This is a genomic window from Pseudomonas defluvii, from assembly GCF_001695625.1.
Taxonomy (GTDB): Bacteria; Pseudomonadota; Gammaproteobacteria; order Pseudomonadales; family Pseudomonadaceae; genus Aquipseudomonas; species Aquipseudomonas defluvii.
This window is the reverse complement of the sequence record NZ_MBPN01000013.1, coordinates 1-21416: the sequence shown is the minus strand read 5'-3', so window position 1 is coordinate 21416 and position 21416 is coordinate 1. Positions and strand designations below refer to the sequence as shown.

The window sequence follows — 21416 nt, the reverse complement described above, 5'->3', positions numbered from 1 at the left end:
GTCGGAAAACACCCGCATTCATGGAAATGCCATTGAAAGCGTGCCGCCTAACGTGCATTATTCGACAAAATATTGGCAATCAAGGACGACGCCGGTGAAAAAAGTCGGTTTATTGACTCATTGTGCAAGCGCCTGCCAGGTACCTGTTCCTTCCTGTCGCGCTGCACGATCGCAGCGCCCTTGCTTCGAGGCTATGTGAGATGAGTGTACTGATTCCCTGCATCATCGCTGGCGGCGCTGGCACAAGGCTCTGGCCGGTTTCCCGCGAAGCCATGCCCAAGCCATTCATGCGCATGCCAGATGGTCAGAGCCTGCTACAGAAGACCTTCATCCGGGCCAGTAACCTGAAGGATGTCGAGCGGGTGCTGACCGTGACCAACCGCGATGTTTTCTTCCGCACCTTGGATGAGTACCGGGCACTGAACCAGGCCCGCGTCGCAATGGACTTCATTCTCGAGCCTTGTGGCCGCAACACCGCGCCCGCCATTGCCGCCGCCGCCCTGCATTGCGCACGCCACTACGGTGAGGACGCGCAGCTGCTGGTACTGCCAGCCGACCATCTGATCAGTGATCTGCAGGCCTTCGAAACCGCCGTTGGACATGCCAGGGAACTGGCCGAACAGCACTGGCTAACCACGTTCGGCCTGGTCCCCAGCCGCCCGGAAACCGGCTTTGGCTATATCGAGAAGGGCCAACCGCTGGGCGCTCACGGCCATCAGGTTGCGCGCTTCGTTGAAAAGCCTGACGCAGCCACCGCACAACGCTACCTGGACGAAGGCCAGCACCTGTGGAACGCCGGCATGTTCTGCATGCGCGTGGATGCCATCCTGCACGAACTGGAGGTGCATGCACCGCAGTTGCTCGCGGCCGTAAGCGCATGCCTGGAACGCAGCCAGAGCAAAACCGGTCACGGTGAGTTGCAACTGGAACTGGATGCTGACAGTTTTGCGCAAGTCCCGGACATCTCCATCGACTACGCAGTGATGGAGCCCTCAAAACGGGTTGCGGTACTTCCCAGCGAACTGGGCTGGAGCGATATCGGATGCTGGCAAGCCGTACGCGAACTGAAGGAAAGCGATCACAACGGCAACCAATGCAACGGCGAGACCGTACTTCACGACGTGAGCAACTGCTACATCGATTCGCCTCGCCGCCTGGTCGGAGGCCTTGGCCTGGACAACCTGATCATCATTGATACGCCCGATGCGTTGCTGATCGCGGACGCGCAGCGCAGTCAGGAGGTCAAGTTGATCGCCCAGGAGCTCAAGCGCCAAGGCCATGACGCCTATCGCCTGCACCGCACCGTGACGCGTCCTTGGGGCACCTACACCGTGCTGGAGGAAGGTCCGCGCTTCAAGATCAAGCGCATCATGGTTCGCCCGGAAGCGTCGCTGTCGCTGCAGATGCACCATCACCGCAGTGAACACTGGATCGTGGTCAGCGGAATGGCGATGGTGACCAACGGCGAAGAAGAATTTTTGCTCGACACCAATGAGTCAACCTTCATCAAACCCGGCTGCACCCATCGCCTGCGCAATCCGGGGGTCATCGATCTGGTGATGATCGAAGTACAAAGTGGCGAATATTTGGGCGAGGACGACATCGTACGCTTTACTGATATTTACGGACGCGCCCCAGAGCCGATCATCGGCTGACTCAGGCAGGCGCGCCTTTCATATCGGCCAGCGTTACCCGCCCGGCGATAGAGGAAAGGGTTCATGCGCGTACTCTGGACACTGCCCAACCTGCCCTGGCCAACCACCAGCGGTGGCAAGACCCGGCAATACAACCTGCTACGCGGTCTGGCCCAACGGGGCCACCGCATCACCTTGTTGGTGCAATCGAAGGTCCCCCTCGGGGACGCGGCACGGCAAGCGCTCGAACCCTGGGTCGAGCGCTTGATCGTACTGCCCAGGCGCCCGCTGCGCAGCCCGCTCAACCTGCTCGCAGCGTTCTATGTCAGCTACCCGATGCGGGCCAGTATCAACGGCCTGGCGCCCCACCTGCGGCATTGCTTCGAGCACTTGCTGCAAGAACACTGGGACGTGATACAGATCGAGCACAGCTACAGTTTTCAACCCTTCGAAAAGGCCCTGCAATCGAGCGGACTGCCGTTCATTATCAGTGAGCACACCGTCGAATCCATTGCCGGTGCCGCCCGCCAGGACCGACTGCCCTTGTGGCTGCGCCCTTTCAATACATTCGACCGCTGGCGCTACCGGTACTGGGAAACACGGGTACTGCGCCAGGCCAGCGAAGTGATTGCGGTCAGTGAAGACGACGCCGGCCTGATCAGCCGAATGACTGGCCGCACCGCCCGTGTGGTCATCAATGGCGTCGACTGCGAGTACTACCAGTCTGTGAGCCCGGCACTGCACAGCCAACGCCTGTTGTTTGTCGGCAATTTCGAGTACGGCGCCAACCTCAATGCCATTGAGTGGGCCCTCGACGACATCATGCCGAAAGTCTGGCTGAGCAACCCGGCGGTTCGCGTGGCAATCGCGGGCCATGCCCTGCCGGAACAATTGAAATTGCACTGGAATGACCCGCGTATCGAGTGGATCGGCTACCTGCCCGACCTGCGCGACATACAACGTCACTCGGCGATTTTCCTCGCCCCGCTGCGCCATAAAGGTGGCTGCAAGGTCAAGGTGCTGGAAGCCATGGCGGCCGGCCTGCCCGTGGTCACTACCCGCGATGGCGTCGCCGGCCTGACCGTAAACAATGGCGAACACTACCTGGGCTGCGACGACAGCGATGGCCTGGCCTTGATGATTACCCAACTGCTCAACCAACCCTGGCGCATGCGACAACTGTCGGACGCTGCTCGCCAGTTCGTCAGTACAACGCACGACTGGAGCGTTGCAGCGGCACAACTTGAAGCAGTACACGCGCGCCTCAGCGCGCTGTCCAGAACAGGTGGTGCCGATCTGGACAGCGCACTGCTAAGCCGCTCAGCCGAGTAATTCGCTCAACGGAATGAACTGCAGCATGTCGCCTGGCACGAGCGTCTGGCCCTCACGAACCTCGACCAGTCCCTCTGCCCAGGCGGCACTGCGCAGCACGCCAGAACTCTGGTTTTTGTAGATCCGCGCCTGCCCGTGCTCCATTCGCCCACGCAGGTATTCCCGGCGACTGCCGGCCTTGGGCCATTCAAAGCCGGCTGGCACGGCAAACTGCAGAGGCGCGACATCCTGAACACCCTGGCGGCGCAACAGGTAGGGACGGGTCAACAGGCCGAACGTCACCAGCGTCGACGCAGGGTTACCGGGCAGCCCGACCACCGGCACACCGCGGTAATGCCCGAAGGTCAGCGGCTTGCCTGGCTTGATTCCCAGCTTCCAGAGCCCCAACTCGCCTTCCTCGCGCAAGGCGATACCCAGGTAGTCGGCTTCACCGACCGAAACACCGCCGGTAGAGAGGATCAGGTCGACGTCAGAGAGACGTCCCAGGCATTCGCGGGTCTTCTGCAGGTCATCCTCAAGAATGCCGACGTCGACCACTTCACAACCCAAACGCTGCAACCAGGCCGCCAGCAGCCGTCGATTGCTGTTGTAGATCTGCCCGGGGCCCAACGGCAAGCCAGGCTCAACCAACTCATCACCGGTGGACAGCAACGCTACCCGCACACGCCGAACCACCGTCAGCTCAGCGCAGCCCAATGAGGCTGCCAAGCCCAACTCGATAGGCCCCAGGCGTGTGCCGGCAGCCAGCACCTGCTCACCGGCGCGTGTTTCCTGGCCTTGAGGACGAATGTTCTGACCAACGCGCAACGACTGGGTGAAGCGCACCCGCTGATCGGCCAGAACCTCGGCATTTTCCTGCATTTCCACACAATCGGCGCCCGCCGGCATTGGCGCACCGGTAAAGATACGCGCACAAGTGCCGGGCTCCAGTGGTGCAGGCGCATGACCGGCAAATATCCGTTGGCTCACCACCAGCGGCTCACCCTGCCAATCGGCCAGGCGCAAGGCATAACCGTCCATGGCGCTGTTCGGCCACGGCGGCAGGTCCAGGCTGGCAACCAGCTCACGGGCCAGTACGCGGCCTTCAGCCTCAGCCAGGCGGACCTGTTCATACTCACGAACAGGCGTGCTATCGGCCAACGCCAGCAGGCGCTCAAGGGCCTGCTCGACGGACATCAGCGGCTTCACCGCCGCGGCCTCAGCCACGGCTCTGGCAGGGTTCGGCCTGCTTGAGGTGGGTTACAAAATTGCACGGGCGATGACGGGCATCCAACTGCTCGGCCAGGATGCCGTCCCAGCCGGTACGGCATGCATTGGTCGAACCCGGCAGGCAACACACCAGCGTGCCATTGGCCAGGCCCGCAAGCGCGCGCGACTGTATGGTGGAGGTGCCGATATCGGCCAAGGAAATGTGCCGGAACAGCTCACCAAAACCATCGACCTGCTTGTCCAGCAAGCACGTCACCGCTTCGGGCGTGCTGTCGCGACCGGTAAACCCTGTACCACCGGTAATCAGCACCACTTGAATCTGCTCATCGGCAATCCAGGTCGCGACCTGAGCCCTGATTTTGTAGAGATCGTCCTTGAGCAATACACGCGCCGCAAGGACGTGCCCGGCCGTCGTCAGGCGTTCGACAAACACCTCACCCGAGGTATCGGTTTCAAGCGTACGGGTATCACTGACGGTCAACACCGCGATGTTAAGCGGCACAAAAGGTACATCAGCCTTGGCTTTCATGGGACCTTGAATCCATTGGTAGGAACACATGCCCGGTGTTATATCACAGGCCACATCAACTCGCGCCCAGCACTACCCTGACCACGATCAGCCCCTGACAGCTATGCTGCAATCAACAAGGAACTTGCTGTAAAGGTATGCATCTCAAGAACCGTACAGCGTCCCATCCATGACTGGAGATACACGATGATCCAACGAACACTCCCTGCGCTCCTCCTCGCACTGGGCCTGGGCACCTTGGCAGGCTGCTCATCGCCAGCCGTGATCACCCTCAACGACGGACGCGAGATCCAGACCATCGACACGCCAACGTATGATGATGAGTCCGGTTTCTACGAATTCGAGCAACTGGACGGCAAGCGCAACCGCGTCAACAAAGACCAGGTCCGCACGGTCCAAGACCTCTGAAACAGGGCGGCTCGCGTGCTACGCCGATGGTCAGTGTCGATTGCCGGCATCGAAGAACACCCTCAGAATACGCGCCCTTTTCTCCTGTTTGAGGTTGTTTCACATGCGTAAGACTCTTGCCGCCATTACTCTGGGCCTGCTGTGCGCACAAGGCGCAGTGGCGGGCGATGGCACGACGGCAATCGGCGGCGGCCTGGGCGGCGTTCTGGGTAACGTTGTCGGGCAAAAACTGGGCGGCAGCACCGGTGCAGCTGTCGGTGCCGGCGTTGGCGGTGCAGCGGGCAGCGCAATGGCCGCGAAAAAGGGCAACAAAGCCGAGGCAGCGCTGGGTGGCGGCCTGGGGTCGGCAGGTGGCTCGCTGATTGGCGGCAAGCTCGGTGGTAGCACCGGCTCGGCCATCGGTGCAGGCCTGGGCGGTGCAGCCGGTGGTGCTCTGGGCAACAACCTGGCCGACGGCAACAAGAAGCGTCGCCACTGATTCAACGCCTGCGATGGCATCAGCAGGGTGCCCGCGGGTTCGCGGCGCCTGCATCGCTGGCAAGCCCCGCGCCAACAGCCTTGTGCGACCGTTGTTGGAGCGGGCTTGCCAATGATGTGCCTTACATCGCAGCCTGGGTAGGCGCTTCCTCAGGCAATACCGGTACGAAGTTCAGCTGCAAGCGCTCGCTGCTCCAGGCACGGGTCTTGTTGGTCAGCTCAAGGTTGTTGTTGAGCTTCTGGCCATAGGTTGGAATGATTTCCTTCAGCTTGGCCTGCCACGCAGGGGTCTTGATACGGTCCTTGAAGGTCTTCTCCAACACACTCAGCATGATCGGCGCAGCAGTCGAAGCACCAGGTGACGCACCCAGCAGTGCCGCGATGGTGCCGTCCTCGGACGCAACCACTTCGGTACCGAACTGCAGGATACCGCCGTGCACAGGGTCTTTCTTGATAACCTGAACCCGCTGACCGGCCTGAAGCAGTTTCCAGTCGTCGTTCCGGGCGTTCGGGAAATACTCACGCAGGGCTGCCATGCGGTCTTCGAAGCTCAGCATCAACTGGCCCATCAGGTAGGTGCTCAGGTCGATGTTGTCGATACCGGCGTGGGTCATTGGCATGATGTTGTGGCGGGTCAGCGCAGCGAACATGTCAAGCAACGAGCCATTCTTGAGGAACTTCGTCGAGAACGTGGCGAACGGACCGAACAGCAGCACTTCCTTGCCATCGATCACTCGGGTGTCCAGGTGCGGAACCGACATCGGTGGCGCACCGACCGAAGCCTTGCCGTACAACTTGGCCTTGTGGCGCGCAACGATGTCCTGGTTGTCCGTCATCAGGAATTGACCGCCGACCGGGAAGCCTGCATAGCCTTCGGCTTCAGGAATACCCGACTTCTGCAGCAACTTGAGCGCACCACCACCGGCACCAATGAAGACGAACCTGGCCTTGACGCTGGTTTCGACGCCTTTGTTGGCCAGGTCGGCAACGACCACGGTCCAGGTGTTGTCTGCATTGCGAACAATGTCGCGGACTTCATGCTGAACGTGCAGTTTGACGTTATCGTGTTGGGTCATCGACGCGAACAACTGGCGGGTAATCTCACCAAAGTTGACGTCGGTGCCGATCGGCATGCGTGTGGCTGCGATCTTCTGGTCGGCAGCACGGCCTTCCATGACCAGCGGCACCCACTGCTCGATCTGCTTGTGGTCTTCGGTGTATTCCATGCCGCGGAACAACGAGCTGTGTTGCAGGGCAGCATGACGCTTCTTCAGGAACTCGACGTTCTTGTCGCCCCAGACGAAGCTCATGTGCGGCACATTGTTGATGAACGACTTAGGATTGTTCAGCACATTGCGCTCGACCTGATAGGCCCAGAACTGCTTGGAGATCTCGAACTGCTCATTGACCCCGACAGCCTTGCTGATATCGATCGTTCCGTCGGCACCTTCGCTGGTGTAGTTCAGTTCGCAGAACGCCGAGTGACCGGTACCGGCGTTGTTCCAGGCATTGGAGCTTTCTTCGGCAACCTTATCCATGCGCTCATAGATGTCGATGGACCATTCAGGTTCCAGCTCGTTGAGGTAGGTCCCAAGGCTTGCACTCATGATGCCGCCGCCGATCAGCAGCACGTCTACGGTTTTCTCGGGCTCATTGGGCTTGGAGCAACCGATGACGCTCAGGCACAAGAGCGTCAGCAGGATTTTTTTCATAGTTCAATCCAATTGAAGTGAAGTAATTGGCAATGACCGCTCGCCCCGTTGTGCACGCCCGATTTTTGTTTTTGCTCGCGCAGGCCAACGCAGAGGGCGACCCGGTACTCAGGCAGCAGGCCTGGACACCGGCGCGATGGCTGGCGGCTGGGGTTGTTCGATGGATCGGGGAACAGTCGTCACGCCGTGCGGTCATCTGAAGCGGCAACCGCCGGGTGCTTGCATGGCCTAAGCCAACGCCGCCTTAAAGCAGGAAGCGGGCCAACTGCACTTACACCAACGGCCAATGGCTAAAACGTGTCAGCCCGCGCATATTTAGCGGTTTTCATGGCGAAAAACCGCCACATTGCCACGCCTCAGCGGCTGGCAAGTGGCGGATTTCCCCCGCCTGTGGCGATCAGGCGCTGAGGCGAGCGGTAACGGCGCCCAGTTGCCCGGACAGCTCGTGCAGGCGACCACCGGCCTGCTCGGTATGTTCCACCGCTTCCTGGTTGGCGGTCGCAATCCGCGTGATTTCCACCAGGTTGCGCGAGATATCATCGGCCACGCTGGTCTGCTCCTCCGCAGCCGTGGCGATCTGCCGGTTCATGTCGCGGATCGCTTCCACCGCCAAGGTGATGCGCTGAAGCATTTGCCCCGCACGTTGAACTTGCGCGGCCCCCTCCTCACTGCGCACCTGACCGCTCTCAATGGCCTTGACCGCCTCCATGGCACCCGACTGTACAGCGCTGATGATCTGATTGATCTCGGCAATCGACGCGCCGGTGCGCTGAGCCAGGCTGCGCACTTCATCGGCAACGACCGCAAAACCACGGCCCGCTTCGCCGGCACGCGCTGCCTCAATGGCCGCGTTGAGTGCCAGCAGGTTAGTCTGCTCGGCGATACCGTGAATGACCTCCAGCACTTTGCCAATCCGCGCACTGTCGTGCTCCAGATTGCGAATAACGCCTGCGGTACCGACAATTTCCTGATTAACGGCGGCAATCGTATCGATCGTCGCCTGCATCACCTGCTCGCCTGCCTGGGCATTGTGATCTGCCTCGTCGGCGGCACGCGCCGCTTCAGCTGCATGGCGTGCGACCTCCTGCGCCGTGGCAGACATTTCATGCATGGCCGTCGCGACCTGATCGGTGCGCTGAAACTGGTCATCCGTGCCACGAGCCATGCCGCCGGCGATGGTCCGCAACTCGCCGCTGGCCGACTCAAGGTCTACCGCGTTGCTCTGCAGACGCCCAAAGGTATCGGCAAGGAAATCACGCAAGGTATTGGCCGCTAACGCCAGGCGCCCAAGCTCATCCTGACGGTCACTGGCAACACGCGCATCGAAACGGCCATGACTGAGGTTCGCCACATACTCAATCAGCGTGCGGATTGGCTCGACAATGTTGCGGTTGACCAGCAACACACTAAGCAGCCCCACGAGCACAGCCGAGCCGAACATGATCAACAACCCCAGCCAGACCGTGCGCTGCGCCGCCTCACTGATGTGTGTAGCGCGCGCCTTGGCATCCGCGCGCAACTGGCTGACCAACTCACTCATCTGCTCACTGGTTGCCCGGTCGACACCCTTTACCGCCTGATCGCCTGCAACAGGATCACCGCCTGCTGCCAAAAAGGCTTCGCGGCCTTTGGCATAGGCCGCACCCAGTTGACGATGGCTGTCCTTGAGTTGCGAGAGGCGCGCCTGGAGCTCGGAGGCCTGTGTGTTGCTGCTGATCAATTGCGCAAGAATGTCCTGCACTTGCTGCTCGCGTGCCTGGAACTGCTGCCAGTACTTATCCAGTTCCGCAGGCTGCTTGCCACGCAGCAGGACGTTTTTCCACTCCTGAACCTGGACCTTGAATTGCAGGTTGGCCTCATCGATCAGCTGCGAGGCCTGTAGCGGCCCATCGACCAACTCACCATATCCACGCACACTGGCAGAGAGAAACTGGAAGCAGACCAGAGCAATCAGCAGCATTGCCAACACGCTTCCGCCAAGCAGAGCGAGAATTTGCATCCGTAGAGATTTACGCAGGAACATCGGGAAGGGTCTCACAACAAGGTAGAGGTCTGTGTACCAATGCAAGACGCATCGGCCACGTGGAGACATCCTTATCTCCCTTGGCAAGCAGCCAGCATCAGCAAAAAAACGGTCATCCGTGACGGCCGGCAAGCATTCAAGTGCTACGCAACAACGGGTTACGATAGTCTCAGGGGATTACTACAGAAATGTGACAGACGGTATTAGAGCTGTCACAAAACTGTAAAGACCTCGCTTACACCTTGTTATCGGCTTCATGTGGCGTATCTGCAGCGCTGAACTGCAACGCCGCCAGCCGTGCATACAGCGGGCTTTCGGCAATCAACTGCCGATGAGTGCCGACCGCCACCAGCCGGCCCTGATCAATGACAGCGATCCTGTCGGCATGCTGCACGGTTGCCAGGCGGTGAGCGATCACCAGCGTGGTTCGTCCGGCCATCAACCCTGGCAAGGCTTGCTGGATCAAGTGCTCGCTCTGTGCGTCCAGCGCACTGGTCGCCTCGTCGAGCAAGAGGATCGGCGCATCCACCAAGAGCGCCCGGGCAATGGCCAAACGCTGGCGCTGACCGCCGGAAAGCCCAAGCCCGGACTCGCCCAGGTGGGTTTGATAGCCTTGAGGCAGCTGCAGGATGAACTCATGGGCGTAGGCACTGCGTGCGACGGCCTCGACCTCGGCGCTGCTGGCATCGGCACGGCCATAGCGGATATTGTCCTCGACAGTGCCGTAGAACAACGCCGGGTTCTGAGCGACCAGTGCGAAGTTTCGCCGCAAGTCCTGAGGGTCCAGTCGATCAACGGGCTGGCCGTCGAGCAGGATCTGCCCGGCTTGCGGATCGTAAAAACGCAGCAGCAGATCAAACAGCGTTGATTTACCAGCACCCGACGGCCCGACCAACGCCAGGGTCTCGCCGGGCGCCACCACCAGGCTCAAATGATCAATAGCGGCCGGATTCGGTCGCGACGGATAGGCAAAGCACACCTCACGCAGTTCCAACTGGCCGCTGACCCTTTCCGGCAAGTGCATCACGCCGTGCTCCGGCGAAACGATCTCACTGCGTGCGGCCAACAGCTCAGCAATACGTTCCGCCGCGCCCGCAGCACGCTGAAGCTCACCGATCACCTCACTCAAGGTGCCAAACGCACTGCCGACGATCAGGCTGTAAAAAACGAACGCGGCCAGCTCACCGCCGGAAATCCGCCCCGCGATCACGTCCATGCCGCCCACCCAAAGCATCACCCCCACCGCACCGAGCACCAGCACAATGACCAGGGTGATCAGCCAGGCGCGCTGCAGAATGCGTTTGCGCGCGGTGTCGAACGCCGCTTCGACCGTCACAGCAAAACGACGCTGGTCGCTGGCCTGATGGTTGTAGGCCTGCACGGTCTTGATTTGCCCCAGGGTTTCGGCCACATAACTGCCAACATCCGCTACCCGGTCCTGGCTCTGACGCGACAGGCTACGCACCCGCCGACCGAAAACCAGAATCGGCACCAGCACCAGGGGCAACGCCAACACCACAATGCTGGTCAGCTTCGGGTTGGTCACGAACAGCAGCACAACGCCACCCACCACCATCAAGGCATTGCGCAGAAACAACGAAAGCGAAGAGCCGATCACCGATTGCAGCAACGTTGTATCGGCGGTCAGCCGCGACTGAATTTCTGAACTGCGGTTACTCTCGAAAAAACCGGGGTGCAGGTAGACCAAGTGATCAAACACCTGCTGACGGATATCGGCAACAACACGCTCGCCGATCCACGACACCAGGTAGAAGCGCGTAAAGGTGCCAACCGCAAGGGCAAGCACCAGCAACAAGAACAACCCGATAGACTGATTCAGCAGTGTTGGCGACTGCGTCATGAAGCCCTGGTCAACCATCAAGCGAATCCCCTGCCCCATCGACAGGGTAATCGCCGCCGTCAGCACTAGCGCGACCAGCGCGGCGATTGCCTGTTTTCGATACGGGCGGATAAAACGCCATGCCAGTTGAATGGCCTGGCGTTGCCGGGAAGACACGCGGAGGATCATGACAATGCCACTTTCAGTCGATTTGCAGCAGCCTACACCCGAGCAGCAGCATGAGCACAGCACTTAAGCCGCATCCCAGCAGTGCCTAGTAGATTTCGTTCTAAAGTGCTACTGGCAGTTTGTATGGCTTTCTGGTGGACTTGGCACATGCGCGGCGACTCGCGAAGGACCTTGTCACACGGCGGTCATCGCGCCTATCTAGGCTGAGCTTGCAACCTGATGAGGAGACAGGATATGAGCTTGCAGAACAGCAGCACATCGCAACAAGCGTCGCCCCACGCCAACCCGGCCTGCGGCGCGATCATTGATGCTCAGGGTCGTGAAATCCCGATCACCGAGCAGATGATCCAGAAGGCTTGCCAGGACCTGGAAAAGAGCCGGGAAAAAACCGCCAAAAAAGCCTGATCGGTACCGACTTCCTGAACCCGGCGCCAGCGCCGGGTTTTTATTGCCTGCCGTTCAGACCTGCACAGCCCCCAGTGCAGCGATTATCTGCCGCAAGGCCGGCGATTCGCCATTGACCTTTACGGCAAGGCCTTCGATTTCACGACGCGCCGGGTACTGCTTGCGCAAGAGGTCGAAGGCTGCTCGCTGCTTACCCGGGTCACGGCTAAGGCTGCGGCGAAAATCCGCATCGTCACGGCGCGGGTCATACACGGCACGGCACAGCGTGGCCAAGGCCCAGGCCGGATCGGTTTCGGCCTCAAGGCTCAGTTGCGCCAGCCATGGCCGCGGCAACAGATCGACCAGTTTCACCTGCTCGGGCTCGCCTCGCCAGGCGCAGAATGCCTGATAGATCTGCGCGGTACCGCGCTGCTTGCCATCCAGGCTGTAGCCAGCAATGTGCGGCGTGGCCAGAACACACAGGTCGGCAAGTGCCAGATCAACCTGTGGTTCGCCCTCCCAGACATCCAGCACGGCCTGGACATCGTCACGGGCGAGCAACAGCTCACGCAGGGCGCTGTTATCCACCACGGGTCCTCGGCTGGCGTTGATCAGCCAGGCACCTGGCCGCAGGCGCGCCAGTCGCTCACGATCGAGCAGATGCCAGGTTGCGTCCTCACCGCTACGAGTCAGCGGCGTGTGCAGGCTGATCACGTCGCACTCGGCGAGAATACGCTCCAGGTCGACATAATCCCCACCCTCGCGAGCCTGCCGCGGCGGATCACAGACCAGCACCGACCAACCTAGCCCGCGCAGCACCTCGACCAGCCGACGTCCGACTTCACCAGCCCCCACCACACCATAGGTACGCTTGGCCAGATCAACGCCATCCAGTTCGCCCAGCGTCAGCAGGCTTCCCAGTACATAGTCCACGACGCCGCGGGCATTGCAGCCGGGTGCACTGGACCAGCGAATGCCTGCCTGCTCGAAATAGTCCAGGTCAAGGTGGTCCGTACCAATGGTGCAGGTACCGACAAAACGCACCGTGCTGCCTTCCAGCAAGGCCCGATCAACCTGAGTCACCGAACGCACCAGCAGGACGTCGGCGTCCCGCACACAGGCGCTGTCGATGGCTCGCCCCGGGTAACGGCGAATTTCACCGAAGCCGGCAAAAAAAGCATCGAGCAGCGGAATATTTTCGTCGGCAACAATAAGCATGGCGATCTCCTATCGGGGAGCGCAGTTTAGGCGCATCGGCCCCGGCCAATCCAGTCACAGGTTATTTCCTGACCGATCCGTCAACGGTTAGACTAAGCAATTTTCCACACCTTCAATGGGGACACCTGCCTTGTGACACTCATGACCACCGACACCACTCCGCTCTCCCGCCCCGCTCGTGTTCGCGCCGAATTGAGCACCCTGATGCGCCTGGCCACCCCCATCATCATCGCGCAACTGGCAACGACCGCCATGGGCTTCGTCGATGCGGTGATGGCCGGACGGGTCGGCCCGCGGGACCTTGCCGCCGTAGCGCTGGGGAACTCCATCTGGGTGCCGGTGTTTCTATTGATGACCGGCATTCTGCTGGCGACCACGCCCAAGGTTGCCCAGCGCTTCGGCGCCGGCCAGCCTGCCGAGATTGGTCCGTTGGTGCGCCAGGCGCTGTGGCTGGCACTGGCGGTCGGAATTGCCGCCAGCCTGTTGCTGATCAGTGCCGAGCCAATCCTGCACGTGATGAAGGTCGACCCGGAGTTGATCGCGCCCTGCATGGGTTATCTGAAAGGCATCGCTTTCGGCCTGCCGGCCGTAGGCATCTACTTTGTGTTGCGCTGCTGCAGCGACGGCCAGGGGCTCACACGCCCGAGCATGGTACTGGGGCTTGCCGGGCTCATGCTGAATATCCCGTTGAACTACATCTTCATCTATGGCCATCTGGGCCTGCCGGCCATGGGCGGTGTCGGCTGCGGCTGGGCCAGCGGCATCGTCATGTGGTTCATGGCCCTGTGCATGGCGGTCTGGATCGCCCGGGCGCCGGTTTATCGCCCAAGCGAGGTATTTGCCCGCTTCGACTGGCCGCAGTGGGCCCTGATCAAGCGCCTGCTCAGTATCGGCCTGCCAATCGGCATCGCAGTATTTGCAGAGTCGAGCATCTTTGCCGTGATTGCCCTGCTGATCGGCAGCCTCGGCTCAACCGTGGTTGCAGGGCACCAGATTGCCCTCAATGTCAGCTCCCTGGTGTTCATGATCCCCTACTCGCTGGGCATGGCCGTCACCGTGCGGGTCGGCCAGGCCATCGGCGCCGGCGAGCCACGCCAGGCACGTTTTGCTGCGGGCGTCGGCATGGCCACGGCGTTGGCCTACGCCTGCTTTTCAGCAAGCCTGATGCTGCTGATGCGCGAACCGATTGCCTCGATCTACACCGCCGACAGCGCAGTCATCCAGATTGCCTCGATGCTGATCGTCTACTCGGCGCTGTTCCAGTTCTCCGACGCGGTCCAGGTCACTGCCGCCGGTGCACTGCGTGGCTATCAGGACACGCGGGTCACCATGATCCTGACCCTGTTCGCGTACTGGGGCATTGGCCTGCCGGTGGGTTACCTGCTCGGCCTGACCGACTGGCTGGGCACGGCCAGCGGGCCAAGCGGCCTCTGGGAAGGCCTGATTGTCGGCTTGACCTGCGCCGCATTGATGCTCTCGGTGCGCCTGGTGCGCAGTGCACGCAAACGCATCCGGCAGGCAGCGGCTTAATCGAGCTTCTTGCGGATCCAGTACAGGTAAGTACCCGACAGCTCCTGCTGCTCGACCAGTTCATGGCCGAGGAATACGCAGAACTTGGGAATATCGCGACGGGTCGAAGGGTCTGTCGCGATGACCTTGAGCAGGCCACCCGCGCCAAGATCGCGCACGTACTGATGCAGCATCATCACAGGCTCAGGGCAGTTCAGACCACTGGCATCAAGGACCGCATCGGCGGTCAGGGTAGAATCGGTGTCAGTCATGCTTTTCTCCGAAGACTAGGTAACAACTGTCTTGCACTGCCTGGCTGAGCCAGTGCGACGTGCAACAGCCTCAACGTGGTTTCATATCCAGTCGGCGCAGATGGCAGGTGACCTCTTCACGGTCGTGATACAGCTGCTTGCAGCCAATCGATACCTTGACCTTGCGCGCCTTGAAGCCTTCTTCGATGCGCTCCAGCAAACGCCGAACCTCGGCATAGCGCTGCTTCATCGGCAATTTCAGGTTGACCACCGCTTCGCGGCACAGGCCCTCGCCCAGCCAGGTTTCCAGCAGTGCTGCACTACGCGCCGGCTTCTCGACGATGTCACAGACCATCCAGTCTACGGTCTGCTTGGGCTTGTAGGTAAAACCATCGGCCATCAAGTGCTGGACCAGCCCGGTGTCCATCAAGCTTTCAGCCATTGGCCCATTGTCGATAGCCGTCACCAGCATACCGCGCTTGACCAGTTGATAGGTCCAGCCACCCGGTGCGGCACCCAGGTCGACCCCGGTCATGTCTTCAGACAGGCGCTGCGGCCATTGATCGCGTGGAATAAAGTGGTGCCAGGCTTCTTCCAGCTTCAGGGTTGAGCGGCTTGGGGCTTCACGCGGGAATTTCAGTCGCGGGATCCCCATCGGCCACATGGCCGAATTGTCCGCCGCTGCCAACCCGACAAACACCCGCCGGCCACTGACAAAGGTCAGCAGCAAGCGCGGCTTGGCAGCGTCGTCCACCAGCCGGCCAGCGTTGAGCAACGCCTTGCGCAGCGGCCCCTCGAACTTGCGGCAGAACGTCGACAGTTCCTTGCCGTCGTTACTGTCCATGACCTCCAGCCAGAGGCTGCCGCACACCGGGTACTCGGCCAGAGTCTCCAGCAGCACGCTGATCCGGTCGGTTTCAGGCAGTTCGACAAAACTGCCACGGGCCCATTGCCGAGGGAAAATCAACTGCGAGAAACGCAGTTCACGCATCAGCCGCTCGGCACCTTCGGCGTCGTTGCAAATGAACTCGGCGCACGCGCTTTGCGGTTTGGCCTTGGCATAACCGGCCACATTCAGCCGTGCGGCATGCTCGGCGATTTCGGAACAGACTTCGCCCTCGAAACCGGGTCGGCAATGCATAAACAGGGTATTCATCAATCACTCCAGGACGGTCGGCAGCACACGCAGCAGACCCTGGCCGAGCGCACGGCGCAACGGCGGCAAATCGGCGAATGATAAAGGAGTTTAGGAACCAGTGACACGTCCCGCCGGTCCAGTATTTAGCCAGGCCCGGCAATCAGGTCTAACCTGACCCTTCAGCCAGGTCCGTGCGTTGCGGACCGACACCTTGACGGTGAGTTCGGCGACCGCAGGGCGATTGCCGATCACCGGCCCAGAAGGAGTTGACCCATGCCCTCGCTCGACAGCCTGAATACCCTCAAGACCCTGACGGTAGGCAACTGCCTCTATCACTATTACAGCCTGCCTGAGGCCGCCCGCAGCCTGGGCGACCTGAGCGCACTGCCCCTGTCGCTCAAGGTACTGCTGGAAAACCTGTTGCGCTGGGAGGACGGCAAGACGGTCACCGGCAGCGACCTGACCGCCCTGGCCAAATGGCTTGAAAATCGCCGGTCCGACCGCGAAATCCAGTACCGCCCGGCGCGGGTACTGATGCAGGATTTCACCGGGGTACCCGCGGTGGTCGACCTGGCGGCCATGCGCGCTGCCATGGCCAAGGCCGGGGGAGACCCTCAGCGCATCAACCCGCTGTCACCGGTGGACCTGGTGATCGACCACTCAGTGATGGTCGACCGCTACGCCAGCCAGCAGGCTTTCAGTGAAAACGTCGACATCGAAATGCAGCGCAATGGCGAGCGCTATGCCTTTCTGCGCTGGGGGCAAAACGCGTTCGACAATTTCCGCGTGGTACCGCCAGGTACCGGCATTTGCCATCAGGTCAACCTCGAGTATCTGGGGCAGACCGTCTGGACCCGCGAGGAGGACGGCCGTACCTACGCCTTTCCCGACACACTGGTTGGCACTGACTCGCACACCACCATGATCAACGGCCTGGGCGTACTGGGTTGGGGGGTGGGCGGCATCGAAGCAGAGGCAGCCATGCTCGGCCAGCCAGTTTCCATGCTGATCCCCGAAGTGATTGGCTTCCAATTGACCGGCAAACTGCGCGAGGGCATCACGGCCACCGACCTGGTGTTGACCGTCACCCAGATGCTGCGCAAGAAAGGCGTGGTCGGCAAATTCGTTGAGTTCTATGGCGACGGCCTGGCCGACCTGCCCTTGGCCGACCGCGCCACGATCGCCAACATGGCCCCGGAATACGGTGCCACCTGCGGCTTCTTCCCGGTCGACGACATCACCCTGGATTACCTGCGCCTGTCGGGTCGGCCCGAGGCAACCGTGAAACGGGTCGAGGCCTATTGCAAAGCGCAAGGCCTATGGCGCCTGCCCGGCCACGCGCCCGCCTTTACCGACACCCTGGCACTGGACCTGAACAGCGTCGAAGCCAGCCTTGCAGGCCCGAAACGCCCGCAGGACCGCGTGGCGCTTTCGCAGGTCCGCCAAGCCTTCGATGACTTCATGAGCCTGCAACCCAAGGCGAGCGCGCGCAATGGCGGGGTGACTACTGGCAGCGATTATCCGGCTCTGCAAGAGGGGGCGGTGGTCATCGCCGCCATAACCTCCTGTACCAACACCTCCAACCCCAGCGTAATGATGGCTGCCGGGCTGGTGGCCAAAAAAGCCGTGGAGAAAGGCTTGCAACGCAAACCCTGGGTGAAGAGCTCGCTGGCACCCGGCTCAAAAGTGGTGACTGACTATTACCAGGCAGCAGGCCTGACCCCTTACCTGAACGACCTTGGCTTCGACCTGGTGGGCTATGGCTGTACCACCTGCATCGGTAACTCCGGCCCTCTGGACGCGCCCGTCGAAAAGGCGATTACCGAGCATGACCTGACCGTAGCGTCGGTACTCTCCGGCAACCGCAACTTTGAAGGCCGTGTGCACCCTCTGGTGAAAACCAACTGGTTGGCTTCGCCGCCGCTGGTGGTGGCCTATGCCCTGGCCGGCAGCGTACGTATCGACCTGAGCAAAGAACCGCTGGGCACTGGCCGGGACGGCCAACCCGTCTACCTGCGCGACATCTGGCCCAGCCAACAGGAAATTGCCATGGCCGTGGCCAGCGTCGATACGGCGATGTTCCATAAAGAGTATGCCGAAGTCTTTGCAGGAGACGCCCAATGGCAAGCCATCGAGGTACCGCAGGCTGCCACCTACGCCTGGCAGAACGACTCGACCTATATTCAACACCCACCGTTCTTCGATGACATCACTGGCCCGCTGCCACAGATTCAAGACATTCACGGCGCACGCATCCTGGCATTGCTGGGTGATTCGGTGACCACCGACCATATCTCGCCAGCCGGCAACATCAAGGCTGACAGCCCGGCCGGGCGCTACCTGCGCGACAAGGGCGTGGCCCCGCCTGATTTCAACTCCTACGGCTCTCGTCGCGGCAACCATGAGGTGATGATGCGCGGCACCTTCGCCAATATCCGTATCCGCAACGAAATGCTCGGTGGCGAAGAAGGCGGTAACACCGTGCATATTCCCAGCGGCGAGAAACTGTCGATCTACGATGCCGCCATGCGCTACCGCACCGACGGCACGCCACTGGTGGTGATCGCTGGTCAAGAGTATGGCACCGGGTCCAGCCGCGACTGGGCTGCCAAGGGCACCAACCTGCTGGGTGTGAAAGCAGTACTGGCGGAAAGCTTTGAGCGTATCCACCGCTCCAACCTGGTGGGCATGGGCGTACTGCCCCTGCAATTCAGGCCCGGACAAAATCGCAAGACCCTGGCGTTCAAGGGGGATGAGCGTATCGATATCCTTGGCCTGAGCGGGACTGTCCTTTCACCGGGAATGGCGCTGCGCCTGCGTATCACCCGGGACAACGGTCGCGAGGATAGCCTGGAGGTCTTGTGCCGAATCGACACCCTGAACGAAGTGGAGTACTTCAAGGCAGGCGGCATCCTGCACTACGTGCTGCGGCAGTTGATCGCCGGCAAGGGGGCCTGATGGATGGCCCTGCGGCCATCGTCGTTGCCCCGTAAAAAGGCGTGTCTTTTACCGTGCAGTTCAAGTCCAACATCGCGGACTTCACCGTAAGGTAATCGACATGCCATCACCTCGTGGGGTTGCCCTTGCCCTGCTCTGCCTCGGTTACGCCTTCGCGCTGAGCCAGGGCCAACTGACACGTGCCGCCCTACCCGGGTTAATCCTGCTGCTGTGTGCGGCAGCGCTTGTGCAACGACCTCGCAGCAGCTGGTTGAAGGCCTGCGGCCATGGGCTGTTCGTGCTGCTCGCGGCGGGGCTGGCCCTGCATTGGCTTCCCGGCTTCAACAGCGCCAAAGTCATCGACGCGCAACGCTTCAGTACCGACGCCGCACCCTACTCGATGTACCTGAACCTGGATAAGCCGCTGATCGCGTTCTGGATACTGCTGGCTTGCCCGTGGATGCTGGCCGGCACACGCAACACCTCCACCAGCGTCCCCATGATTGCAACCATGACCGCCATGGCCTGCCTGGGCAGTGCACACTTGCTCGGCGTTGTCGCCTGGGCACCGAAATGGCCAACACAGGGCTGGCTATGGCTGGCCAACAACCTGCTGCTGGTGAGCCTGACCGAAGAAGTGCTGTTTCGCGGGTACATTCAGGGTGGCCTGCAACACCTGCTCAGGCACCGTGAGCATGGCCAGCGCCTGGCGCTGCTGTTGGCCGCAGGCGTATTCGGCCTGGCCCACCTCGGTGGCGGTTGGCAATGGGTGGTACTGGCAAGCATTGCAGGCGCAGGTTACGGCCTGGTTTACCGCCATGGCGGGCTGCTGGCAGCAGTTGTCAGCCACTTCACCCTGAACCTGCTGCATTTCAGTTTGTTCACCTACCCAATGCTGAATAAATGAGCCAAAGTGTGAACGACTGGTCAGTTGCTGACTTTTATGTCAAAAGCATGAAAGAATGCTTGCAATTTTCTAAAATCTACAGCTTTTTTCGCATAACTCAGGTCGTGATTGAAAACCCTGCGCTCGATCAACGGCTGCAAAAATCGACTCAATAAAAACAACTCGCTGCCGATACCCCTCGAAAGCCTTCCGGATTGAACAGCTAATGCGTAATAACCAGCCGATTACCCAGCGCGAACGGACGTTTCCAGATCAACAACGTTTGATTTCGACTACCGATGCCAAAGGTCTGATTACCTACTGCAACGATGCCTTCGTCGAAATCAGCGGTTTCTCGCGAGAGGAGCTGTTGCGCGCCCCACACAACCTGGTTCGCCATCCGGACGTGCCGCCGGCGGTATTTGCTCACATGTGGGGCACCCTGAAACAGGGACTGCCATGGATGGGTATCGTCAAGAACCGCTGCAAGAACGGTGATCACTACTGGGTCAACGCCTACGTGACTCCTGTTTTTGAAAACAATCAGGTCGTCGGCTACGAGTCCGTGCGGGTAAAACCGACGGCTGAACAAATACGCCGCGCCCAAGGGTTGTACGAGCGAATCAACCAGGGCAAGTCGGCTATTCCAAAGCGTGACAAGTGGCTGCCGGTGCTGCTGGACTGGCTACCGTTCATTCTGGTCAGCCAGATCGGTTTCCTGATCGGTAACTGGCTCGGCCATTCGTGGGGCTTTGCCCTGGCCGCTGGCTTGTCCGTGCCACTGGGCCTGATGGGCCTGACCTGGCAACAACGCGGCCTCAAGCGCCTGCTGCGTCTGGCCGAGCAGACCACCTCTGACCCGCTGATCGCCCAAATGTACAGCGACAGCCGTGGAGTTCAGGGCCGCCTGGAAATGGCAATGCTCAGCCAGGATGCACGCCTCAAGACCTGCCTGACCCGCCTACAGGACACTGCTGAACACCTGAACGAACAGGCGCGTCAATCCGACACCCTGGCGCATAACAGCTCCTCGGGACTGGAGCGCCAACGCGTTGAAACCGAACAGGTCGCCGCTGCCGTCAACCAGATGGCCGCCACCACTCAAGAAGTGGCCAACCACGTTCAACGCACCGCCGATGCCACCCAGGAAGCAAATCGCCTGACTGGACGCGGCCGGGATATCGCAGGGGAAACCCGCGAAGCCATCCAGCGCCTGTCCCAGGCCGTCGGCGAAACCGGGCAGACCGTGACGCAACTGGCACGTGACAGTGACGAAATCGGCGGCGTGGTTGATGTGATCAAAGGCATTGCCGACCAGACCAACCTGCTGGCACTGAACGCTGCAATCGAGGCTGCCCGTGCCGGCGAAATGGGCCGCGGCTTCGCGGTCGTCGCGGATGAAGTTCGTCAACTGGCACAACGCACCAGCGAATCGACCGGCCAGATCCACGGGCTGATCGCCAAGCTGCAGCAAACTGCCAGCAACGCCGTACAGACGATGGAAGCGGGCCATCGTCAGGCCGAAGAAGGCGTGGCTCGGGTCATGGAAGCCGACCAGGCACTGCTGGGTATCAGCGAAGCGGTGGCCAACATCACCGACATGACCACCCAGATCGCTGCCGCCACCGAAGAGCAGACTGCCGTGGCCGATGAGATCAGCCGCAATATCAGCACCATTGCTCAACTGGCCGATCAAACCTCCGAGCAGGCCCAGCACTCTGCCCTGCTTAGCGAAGAGCT

17 protein-coding genes and 1 pseudogene are annotated in these 21416 nt (G+C 60.9%); 9 read left to right on the top strand and 9 right to left on the bottom strand.

Translation table 11 applies throughout. From position 1 onward, the window contains the following. Positions 1 to 200: 200 nt before the first annotated feature. Both EKA13_RS05760 and EKA13_RS05755 read left to right on the top strand, forming a co-directional pair. Positions 201 to 1655, top strand: a complete 1455-nt coding sequence (locus tag EKA13_RS05760) for a mannose-1-phosphate guanylyltransferase/mannose-6-phosphate isomerase (RefSeq protein ID WP_065758443.1) — start codon at positions 201 to 203, stop codon at positions 1653 to 1655. A 63-nt stretch (positions 1656 to 1718) separates the two neighbouring features. After that, entirely contained in the window at positions 1719 to 2966 is a 1248-nt protein-coding gene (locus EKA13_RS05755; RefSeq protein ID WP_065758442.1) for a glycosyltransferase family 4 protein, read from the top strand. On the opposite strand, the gene EKA13_RS05750 is transcribed toward EKA13_RS05755, so the two are convergent. Both EKA13_RS05750 and moaB read right to left on the bottom strand, forming a co-directional pair. Then, positions 2955 to 4142 carry a molybdopterin molybdotransferase MoeA gene (locus EKA13_RS05750; RefSeq protein ID WP_065758491.1) on the bottom strand — a complete coding sequence of 396 codons (1188 nt, stop codon included), beginning with the start codon at positions 4140 to 4142 and terminating at the stop codon, positions 2955 to 2957. The two genes, EKA13_RS05755 and EKA13_RS05750, sit on opposite strands and share 12 nt — an antisense overlap. A gap of 22 nt (positions 4143 to 4164) precedes the next feature. Next, positions 4165 to 4704 (bottom strand): molybdenum cofactor biosynthesis protein B, encoded by a 540-nt coding sequence (gene moaB, locus EKA13_RS05745; RefSeq protein WP_065758441.1) that lies wholly within the window; start codon positions 4702 to 4704, stop codon positions 4165 to 4167. Positions 4705 to 4890: 186 nt separating this feature from the next. On the opposite strand from moaB, the gene EKA13_RS05740 reads away from it, so the two are divergent. Then, positions 4891 to 5112: a YgdI/YgdR family lipoprotein gene (locus EKA13_RS05740; protein WP_065758440.1), complete on the top strand. Its 222-nt coding sequence runs from the start codon at positions 4891 to 4893 to the stop codon at positions 5110 to 5112. Between the two features lie 103 nt (positions 5113 to 5215). Further along, the gene (locus EKA13_RS05735) at positions 5216 to 5590 is read left to right on the top strand and encodes a bacteriocin (protein ID WP_065758439.1); all 375 of its coding nucleotides are present in this window, start codon (positions 5216 to 5218) and stop codon (positions 5588 to 5590) included. 121 nt (positions 5591 to 5711) lie between these two features. On the opposite strand, the gene mqo is transcribed toward EKA13_RS05735, so the two are convergent. From mqo to EKA13_RS05720, 4 genes and pseudogenes are all read right to left on the bottom strand, one after another. Continuing rightward, positions 5712 to 7301, bottom strand: a complete 1590-nt coding sequence (gene mqo, locus EKA13_RS05730; protein ID WP_065758438.1) for a malate dehydrogenase (quinone) — start codon at positions 7299 to 7301, stop codon at positions 5712 to 5714. A gap of 397 nt (positions 7302 to 7698) precedes the next feature. Next, positions 7699 to 8412 carry a methyl-accepting chemotaxis protein gene (locus tag EKA13_RS28765; protein ID WP_425415161.1) on the bottom strand — a complete coding sequence of 238 codons (714 nt, stop codon included), beginning with the start codon at positions 8410 to 8412 and terminating at the stop codon, positions 7699 to 7701. A gap of 171 nt (positions 8413 to 8583) precedes the next feature. Continuing rightward, a pseudogene (locus EKA13_RS28760) lies at positions 8584 to 8742 on the bottom strand (HAMP domain-containing protein); the annotation flags it as partial. Between the two features lie 817 nt (positions 8743 to 9559). Next, positions 9560 to 11353: an ABC transporter transmembrane domain-containing protein gene (locus EKA13_RS05720; RefSeq protein WP_065758436.1), complete on the bottom strand. Its 1794-nt coding sequence runs from the start codon at positions 11351 to 11353 to the stop codon at positions 9560 to 9562. A 234-nt stretch (positions 11354 to 11587) separates the two neighbouring features. Between EKA13_RS05720 and EKA13_RS27810 the strand changes: the two genes are divergently transcribed. Next, positions 11588 to 11758: a PA1571 family protein gene (locus tag EKA13_RS27810; protein WP_176717399.1), complete on the top strand. Its 171-nt coding sequence runs from the start codon at positions 11588 to 11590 to the stop codon at positions 11756 to 11758. A gap of 54 nt (positions 11759 to 11812) precedes the next feature. On the opposite strand, the gene pdxB is transcribed toward EKA13_RS27810, so the two are convergent. Then, the gene (gene pdxB / locus EKA13_RS05715; RefSeq protein ID WP_065758435.1) at positions 11813 to 12955 is read right to left on the bottom strand and encodes a 4-phosphoerythronate dehydrogenase PdxB; all 1143 of its coding nucleotides are present in this window, start codon (positions 12953 to 12955) and stop codon (positions 11813 to 11815) included. Between the two features lie 141 nt (positions 12956 to 13096). On the opposite strand from pdxB, the gene EKA13_RS05710 reads away from it, so the two are divergent. Continuing rightward, positions 13097 to 14485: an MATE family efflux transporter gene (locus tag EKA13_RS05710; protein ID WP_065758434.1), complete on the top strand. Its 1389-nt coding sequence runs from the start codon at positions 13097 to 13099 to the stop codon at positions 14483 to 14485. On the opposite strand, the gene tusA is transcribed toward EKA13_RS05710, so the two are convergent. Together tusA and rlmM are read right to left on the bottom strand one after the other, a co-directional pair. Next, entirely contained in the window at positions 14482 to 14736 is a 255-nt protein-coding gene (gene tusA / locus EKA13_RS05705; RefSeq protein ID WP_065758433.1) for a sulfurtransferase TusA, read from the bottom strand. The genes EKA13_RS05710 and tusA overlap by 4 nt on opposite strands. A 70-nt stretch (positions 14737 to 14806) precedes the next feature. Further along, positions 14807 to 15871 (bottom strand): 23S rRNA (cytidine(2498)-2'-O)-methyltransferase RlmM, encoded by a 1065-nt coding sequence (rlmM, locus tag EKA13_RS05700; RefSeq protein WP_065758432.1) that lies wholly within the window; start codon positions 15869 to 15871, stop codon positions 14807 to 14809. Positions 15872 to 16126: 255 nt separating this feature from the next. On the opposite strand from rlmM, the gene acnA reads away from it, so the two are divergent. From acnA to EKA13_RS05685, 3 genes are all read left to right on the top strand, one after another. Further along, positions 16127 to 18811: an aconitate hydratase AcnA gene (gene acnA, locus EKA13_RS05695; RefSeq protein ID WP_065758431.1), complete on the top strand. Its 2685-nt coding sequence runs from the start codon at positions 16127 to 16129 to the stop codon at positions 18809 to 18811. A 100-nt stretch (positions 18812 to 18911) separates the two neighbouring features. After that, complete coding sequence (locus EKA13_RS05690; protein ID WP_065758430.1) at positions 18912 to 19697, top strand: CPBP family intramembrane glutamic endopeptidase; 786 nt, start codon at positions 18912 to 18914, stop codon at positions 19695 to 19697. Positions 19698 to 19902: 205 nt separating this feature from the next. Then, positions 19903 to 21416 (top strand): methyl-accepting chemotaxis protein (locus EKA13_RS05685; RefSeq protein WP_065758429.1); only part of this gene is annotated, 1514 nt, incomplete at its 3' end.

Coding starts and splice junctions, on each gene's coding strand:
- EKA13_RS05710 (WP_065758434.1), top strand. CDS start 13,097: ATGACCACCGACACCACTCCGCTCTCCCGCCCCGCTCGTGTTCGCGCC.
- tusA (WP_065758433.1), bottom strand. CDS start 14,736: ATGACTGACACCGATTCTACCCTGACCGCCGATGCGGTCCTTGATGCC.
- EKA13_RS05755 (WP_065758442.1), top strand. CDS start 1,719: ATGCGCGTACTCTGGACACTGCCCAACCTGCCCTGGCCAACCACCAGC.
- EKA13_RS05735 (WP_065758439.1), top strand. CDS start 5,216: ATGCGTAAGACTCTTGCCGCCATTACTCTGGGCCTGCTGTGCGCACAA.
- pdxB (WP_065758435.1), bottom strand. CDS start 12,955: ATGCTTATTGTTGCCGACGAAAATATTCCGCTGCTCGATGCTTTTTTT.
- EKA13_RS05740 (WP_065758440.1), top strand. CDS start 4,891: ATGATCCAACGAACACTCCCTGCGCTCCTCCTCGCACTGGGCCTGGGC.
- moaB (WP_065758441.1), bottom strand. CDS start 4,704: ATGAAAGCCAAGGCTGATGTACCTTTTGTGCCGCTTAACATCGCGGTG.
- EKA13_RS05760 (WP_065758443.1), top strand. CDS start 201: ATGAGTGTACTGATTCCCTGCATCATCGCTGGCGGCGCTGGCACAAGG.
- EKA13_RS05720 (WP_065758436.1), bottom strand. CDS start 11,353: ATGATCCTCCGCGTGTCTTCCCGGCAACGCCAGGCCATTCAACTGGCA.
- EKA13_RS27810 (WP_176717399.1), top strand. CDS start 11,588: ATGAGCTTGCAGAACAGCAGCACATCGCAACAAGCGTCGCCCCACGCC.
- EKA13_RS28765 (WP_425415161.1), bottom strand. CDS start 8,412: ATGCATGAAATGTCTGCCACGGCGCAGGAGGTCGCACGCCATGCAGCT.
- acnA (WP_065758431.1), top strand. CDS start 16,127: ATGCCCTCGCTCGACAGCCTGAATACCCTCAAGACCCTGACGGTAGGC.
- rlmM (WP_065758432.1), bottom strand. CDS start 15,871: ATGAATACCCTGTTTATGCATTGCCGACCCGGTTTCGAGGGCGAAGTC.
- EKA13_RS05690 (WP_065758430.1), top strand. CDS start 18,912: ATGCCATCACCTCGTGGGGTTGCCCTTGCCCTGCTCTGCCTCGGTTAC.
- EKA13_RS05750 (WP_065758491.1), bottom strand. CDS start 4,142: ATGTCCGTCGAGCAGGCCCTTGAGCGCCTGCTGGCGTTGGCCGATAGC.
- mqo (WP_065758438.1), bottom strand. CDS start 7,301: ATGAAAAAAATCCTGCTGACGCTCTTGTGCCTGAGCGTCATCGGTTGC.